Source organism: Romboutsia sp. (genome assembly GCF_056995035.1).
Map to the genome: position 1 here is coordinate 120,781 of NZ_JBXKIW010000051.1, position 6,398 is coordinate 127,178.

Here is a 6,398-nt window from a genome sequence, read left to right on the forward strand (position 1 = left end):
GATTTAAATCTATTCCTTATTTAATATATAAGCAAATATTTATTTATTAATTAGGTCATTTATTACAACAGATGCTATTGTTAAACCTCCTACAGAAGGTACAAATGATGTACTTCCTGGTGTAATTTTTTTTCCGTTTAAAATTTTCTTTTTTAATTCTATTGGCTGTTCTGTTGAGTAAACAACTTTTAACTTTTTTATCCTCCTATCTTTAAGTTCTTTTCTCATTACTTTAGCTAAAGGGCACATGCTTGTTTTATGTATATCTGCAACTAATATTTTAGTTGGGTCTAGCTTATTCCCCATACCCATAGAACTTATTATTTCTAATCCTTTAGCCTTACAAGTTTCGATTAAGTGTATTTTAGATGTAACCATATCTATAGCATCTACTACATAATCATAGTTTTCGCATAATATTTCTTCACTTGTATCTTTATTGTACACTTTTCTAATAGCTTTAATATTAATATCCGGATTAATATCAAGTATTCTTTCCTTCATAACTTCTACTTTATACTTCCCTACTGTAGAATGTAGTGCTGGAAGTTGCCTATTTATATTAGTTATATCTACATCATCGAAATCTACTATCGTAAGATTTCCTACTCCAGCTCTTGCAATCGCTTCTGCTGCAAAACTTCCTACTCCTCCTACACCAAATATAATTACATTTGAATTTTTAAGTTTCTCAATTCCTTCGTCTCCTACTATTAAGCTAGTTCTTGTTGTAAAATTATTTTCCATTTATATCGCTCTCCTAAAGTTATTTATTTTTACTTAACAGAATATATTTTAATATTAAATCCTAAATAATTAAGGAGGTTTAACTTGAATAAATTTATAAATCTATTAAGTTTTCTACTTGTGATAAGCTTGCTTATCTTAGGCAATTTAATAATAAAACAATATAGTCATAGAAATTTATTACCTATTTCTTACGCTAAAACTATCACACATGATAATGATAATTATAATTTAATTGTATCAATTTTAAAAGATACTAATAAAAATAGTCTTATAAAATATGCAGACTATATAGAATTAAATATTATTGAATCTATACCTAATTATACTGAGAATAAAGTTGCTTTTACTTTATCATTGCCTGAACAGTTTTCTTTTATAGCAATTTATACTAGAATAGATGACACTAATTATACATTTGAATATTTAGTTGATAATTTAGCATCCATTAATGATTTTTACTTTTATAAAGATTTCTTGATTGTAGAACAAACTGACACTAATTCATCAAATGAATTTAGCAAAAGGGAGTTCTTTGAGATATTTATTAAAGAAGGTGCTACTTTTAAATCTATCTTTAATAAAAATATGTATAGTGAAAAAATATTAAAACAAAACAATGATATTTATAAGGAATTACAAAAAGCTTCTATTGATTATTTGGACGGTGATGTACCTAAAATATTATGTATAATAACAACTACTACATATAAAGATAATTCTTCATCTTCAAATTTTGAAAGTGAATCCTCAAAAACAAATAAAATAACTAAAAAAGAAATTTATAGTTGGGATGATTCTCAAAACAAATTCATTCTTTCAAAAGAGGAACTTATAAGATAATAAAAAAAGAACTCATTTGAGTTCTTTTTACATATTGGCGGGAATGCGTGGGAGTCGAACCCACCTAAGAAGCTATTAACTCCTCATACTAGTTTTGAAGACTAGAGGGCACACCAGCACCCATCCACCCCCATGTATATTTACCTCTTTTATTATATCACTTTCACATTATATTTTCAATATAATTTTCCAGATATTTTTTTATTATTTTTTTTGATATATCACAATTTATACTATATTTATCCATAATACTAATATGATATGAGCTTTATCTTAATAAAATACAAAAAATATTTAAAACAAGTATGTTTTGTATTTTATTAAGGTTTTATAATTGCAAAAATTCTACTTCAAATGGGCTTTTGCTCCACATGATTGAATATATAGAGAAGTAAACTTTATTGCAGTTTTAAAAACACATAAAATAACTATAACTTAAATAAAAATAGGGGTATATAATAATGATTAAAATCATCGTTATATACCCAATTTTTTATGTTTAATATTCTAAAACATATTGTTTTTTTATCCAATTATATATATATCTATTGTTTTTCTTCCCCAGTTATAAACTGAACCTTCATCATTCATATATATATCTATCTTGTTTCCTTTTATAGCACTACCACAATCTTCTGCTATAAATGTTTTACCAAACTGCGGTATATATACTTTAGTTCCATAAGGTATAACACTAGGGTCTACAGCTATAGTTCCCCATTTAGGAGTTGTTCCTGTAGATGTTACACCATGCCCTGTATATGCAGTAGCTACAACTTTCATATTTTGACCATTAGTACTACTTTGATTATTGCTTGATGTATTATTATTCGATCTTGAACTTGAATTCGTTCTTATATTTTCTCCTCTAGATGTTGCTACTTGAACCTCTTCTTTAACTTCTATTTTAGTTCCTTTTTTAACAATTTTATCAACTGGCTTCGTTACCGCTAATTCTTCAATAAATTTCTTTTCTACCTTTTTTCCGTTATGATAAGTTACTTTGTAAACTAACTCATTTTTACCCGCTTGTCCTTCTGTCGATACCTCAGTATTACCTTTTAATAAATCTTCATCTTCAACTATATTCACTTCAAAAGGAACTTTTTTGATTTCTTTTATAGTGTCTTCCGTAACATCTATTACTTCTATTTTTAATCCGTCCGATAATTTATTGTCTAATTCTATATTTATTATATCATTTCCATCATATTTAATATTTTGCTCAGCTAATAGCTCTTTAACATTAGGTTTAAATGTAGATACTATATTTTCTTTCCCTGCCACCACTAAAGTTACCTCTTTATTTAATAGAGAATAACCTCCCCCTAAAACTCCAACTGATAATATAGCGGCCAAGGCCGAGACTTTTAGTATTTTATTATTTCTTATTTTCATAATATTCTCCTTCTTTACCTTATTAAAATTTATATTCAAGATTAATTAACATTCCGTTATTCATAAGTAAATTGTAACTTTTTTGATACCAGCTGTCAACTTGACAAAAAAATCAAAATATGTTTCATGAGCATTTCCAACACTTTTACATATTTTATATTAGTTACATTTCTGTAACATCTTTCATTATTATAATTCATGCTTATACCCTCTTATTTTTTATATCTACAACAAAATAGGTACAGCATTTTGCTGTACCTATTTTTATAGTTTATATGATTATATATTTGGTATCTGCCAATCTACCGGCGCTTTACCTAGTTTAGTAAGAATCTCATTTACCTTTGAAAAATGCTTACATCCAAAGAATCCTCTTCTAGCAGATAGTGGACTTGGGTGAGGAGCCTCTAGTATGTAATGTTGATTTGACGTTATAAACTCTTTTTTCTTTCTAGCATTCGCGCCCCATAGAATAAATATTACAGGCTCATTCCTTTCATTTAACAATTTAATTATCTTATCTGTAAAAATCTCCCATCCTTTATCTTTGTGAGAGTTAGCTTCATGAGCCCTAACTGTTAATGCAGTATTTAATAGTAATACTCCTTGGTCTGCCCAAGGTATTAAATATCCATTGTTAGGTATAAAACATCCTATGTCTGAATTTAGTTCTTTATACATATTTAATAAAGATGGTGGAGTCTGAACATGTGGTTGTACTGAAAATGCTAGACCATGTGCTTGATTTTCTCCATGATAAGGATCTTGCCCAAGTATTAATATTTTTGTATCTTTATACGAAGTATGCTTTAAAGCTTCAAATATATTATTTATATCAGGGTATATAGTCATTGTACTATACTCATTTTTAAGAAATGCTCTTAAATTTAAATAATAGTCTTTCTTAAATTCGTCTCTTAATAATTCTTCCCAATCGTTATTAAATTTGATCATAATATCACCTATCTTTCTCGTTTATCTATATATATCTTCCATGTCTACAATTAATTTTTCTACATTTAAGGTTTTGTTTTCTATCATTCTATTGCTATAGATATAATTTTCTTCCTCTACTTCTTTCACATCTAAGGTTATAGTAAATACACTTCCTTTTCCATATTCACTTTCTACATTTATCTTTGCGCCAATTAAATTTGACATTGATCTTACCATAGATAAACCAATCCCACTTCCATTGATATTTCTAACGAATCCTTTATTTACATCATTAAACCTTTTAAAAATAAGATTCATCTTATCTTTTGGAATTCCGATACCCGTATCTCTTATAATTATATCTAATTTTTTTTCTGATTTTTTATTCACCATGTCTACATATACATAACCACCCTGATCAGTAAATTTAATTGAATTAGAAAGTATGTTCAATATAATTATTTCTAATGCATTTATGTCTACTCCCATAATCAGTTCTTCTACATTCGTATCAAATATTATTTGTACACCTTTATTATTGGCATATTCTACAATAGACATAACTATATCTTCAATAACTAGTACAATATCCTTATTTTGAATGTTAATCTTATAAAATCCACTTTCCATCCTAGTAAAATCGATTAAATCATTTATTATTTTCAATAATCTATAACTATTTTGTTTTGTAAGCTTTATATGATTTTTTATTGAATCCCCATATAGCTTGTCTTTTATATAAAGACTTTCAATCAACTGAGTACTTGTAAATATAAGATTTAGTGGAGTTTTTAGTTCATGAGACATGTTTATAAAAAATTCCATTTTCATTTTATCATGTTTATCTCTTTCCATTATCTTCTTTTTAAGCATTTCTAATTTTTTCATATCTTCCATTGTTTTTATAATACTTAATTTTAAAATCTTATCTCCTACTTTAAAAGGAATACTCGCTACTTTAGCTTCGATTATATTATCATCATTATCAATATATTTTATATATTCATAATCTGATATTTTATCATTTTTTATTTTTTCTGTTCCATTATATAAAATATGTTTATAATCTGAATCTATCTTCATAATATCTTTTCTATATATCTTAGAGCTTTTATTTTCTAATATTTCTCTTACATTGAATATATCTTTTAATTTTTCATTTATAAATGTGTATTCTTCACTTTCTATATCCTCTAAATAAATGCCTTCTGGTATACTATTAAGTAGACCCTTATATATCTCTTGAGTTTTTTCTAAATATTTTTTATTATTCATATATTTAGTTATATCTCTATAACTAAATATTTCATATTTTACATCATGTTCATAATAAATATTCGTCTTAGATTCTAACCATACTATTTCTTTGTCTTTATTTATTATTCTAAATCTAAATAAACCTTTATTATATAACTCCTCATTAGAGGTAGCTTTTTGATTTTTTTTCATCACTTCTCTAACTAGGTTTACATCTTTTTTATGTATTGTTTCCAAAAATTTTTCAGTATCTAATTTTTCATTATTGGTTATGTACGATTTACATCTATTAAAAACGATTTCATAAGACTTGCTAAACGCAACTATATTATCATTATCATCAAATATTAAAATAGGAGTTTTTATATTTTTTATCAAATCTTCATACTCTTTTTTTAGAGTAATTAACTCACTTAATATATTAGATTCACTCGTTATATCAATCATTAAGCATACTAGTTGCATATTTATTTCATCATTAAAGTAAATGCACTTATACAGTCTATTGTCAGTAGTTTTTATTAAATCCTCTATTTTTATTTTATGTATTTTCGCTTTTGATACATTACTTAAAAATTTATTATGACCTATAATATTTTTCTTTATAGAACTATAAATATTACCTTTCGTATGATTTATTATCTTTTTAAATGATTCATTTGAATATGATATATTTAAATCTTCATCAAATATTATCCATCCATTTTGCGTAGACGATAATACAGCTTTAAAAAATTCGTCTTTATGTATAATTTTTTCTTTTATCTTATCTTGTATATACTTTACTCGTTCTAATAATAAGTTTATATTTTCTTGTTCTTTATTACTTTTTTGTATATTTTTATTAACTCTAAGAATTTCTACATAAGGCTCTATTAAGATACTTCTTATAATTATTTTGTATACTAGATATATTTGTAATATACTCGTTAAATCTAACAATATATATGTTAATCTATTATTAAATAAATTATTGTAAATGACAATTTGTACTATAAAGTGTGCTATTTTTATTAACAATAGATAATTTATAGTTTTAAAATTATTAATTTTGCTATCGCTATTTCTAGTATTTAAATTTAACAGTTTCATTGTCGATATTAATATAATTAAATTTAAAATATAAATCGACATATTTACAATTGTTATAATCTCATAATTATCATAAATTTTATAATATATATTTATAAATATCATTATTGTTATAAATGATACTA

5 protein-coding genes and 1 tRNA gene are annotated in these 6,398 nt (G+C 25.1%); 1 reads left to right on the forward strand and 5 read right to left on the reverse strand.

The annotated features are described in order from the left end of the window. Window positions 1-39: 39 nt before the first annotated feature. Window positions 40-747 (reverse strand): tRNA threonylcarbamoyladenosine dehydratase, encoded by a 708-nt coding sequence (locus AC11VW_RS08670; protein WP_484301013.1) that lies wholly within the window; start codon window positions 745-747, stop codon window positions 40-42. Window positions 748-831: 84 nt separating this feature from the next. On the opposite strand from AC11VW_RS08670, the gene AC11VW_RS08675 reads away from it, so the two are divergent. Beyond that, window positions 832-1,590: a hypothetical protein gene (locus AC11VW_RS08675; protein ID WP_484301014.1), complete on the forward strand. Its 759-nt coding sequence runs from the start codon at window positions 832-834 to the stop codon at window positions 1,588-1,590. Window positions 1,591-1,625: 35 nt separating this feature from the next. Here AC11VW_RS08675 and AC11VW_RS08680 read toward each other — a convergent pair. From AC11VW_RS08680 to AC11VW_RS08695, 4 genes are all read right to left on the reverse strand, one after another. Next, window positions 1,626-1,722: transfer RNA gene (locus tag AC11VW_RS08680), tRNA-Sec, on the reverse strand. Between the two features lie 393 nt (window positions 1,723-2,115). Then, window positions 2,116-2,988, reverse strand: coding sequence for a G5 domain-containing protein (locus AC11VW_RS08685; protein WP_484301015.1), 873 nt, complete (start codon window positions 2,986-2,988; stop codon window positions 2,116-2,118). A gap of 279 nt (window positions 2,989-3,267) precedes the next feature. Continuing rightward, entirely contained in the window at window positions 3,268-3,942 is a 675-nt protein-coding gene (locus tag AC11VW_RS08690; RefSeq protein WP_484301016.1) for a uracil-DNA glycosylase, read from the reverse strand. 21 nt (window positions 3,943-3,963) lie between these two features. Continuing rightward, a partial coding sequence (locus AC11VW_RS08695; RefSeq protein ID WP_484301017.1) for an ATP-binding protein occupies window positions 3,964-6,398 on the reverse strand: 2,435 nt, incomplete at its 5' end.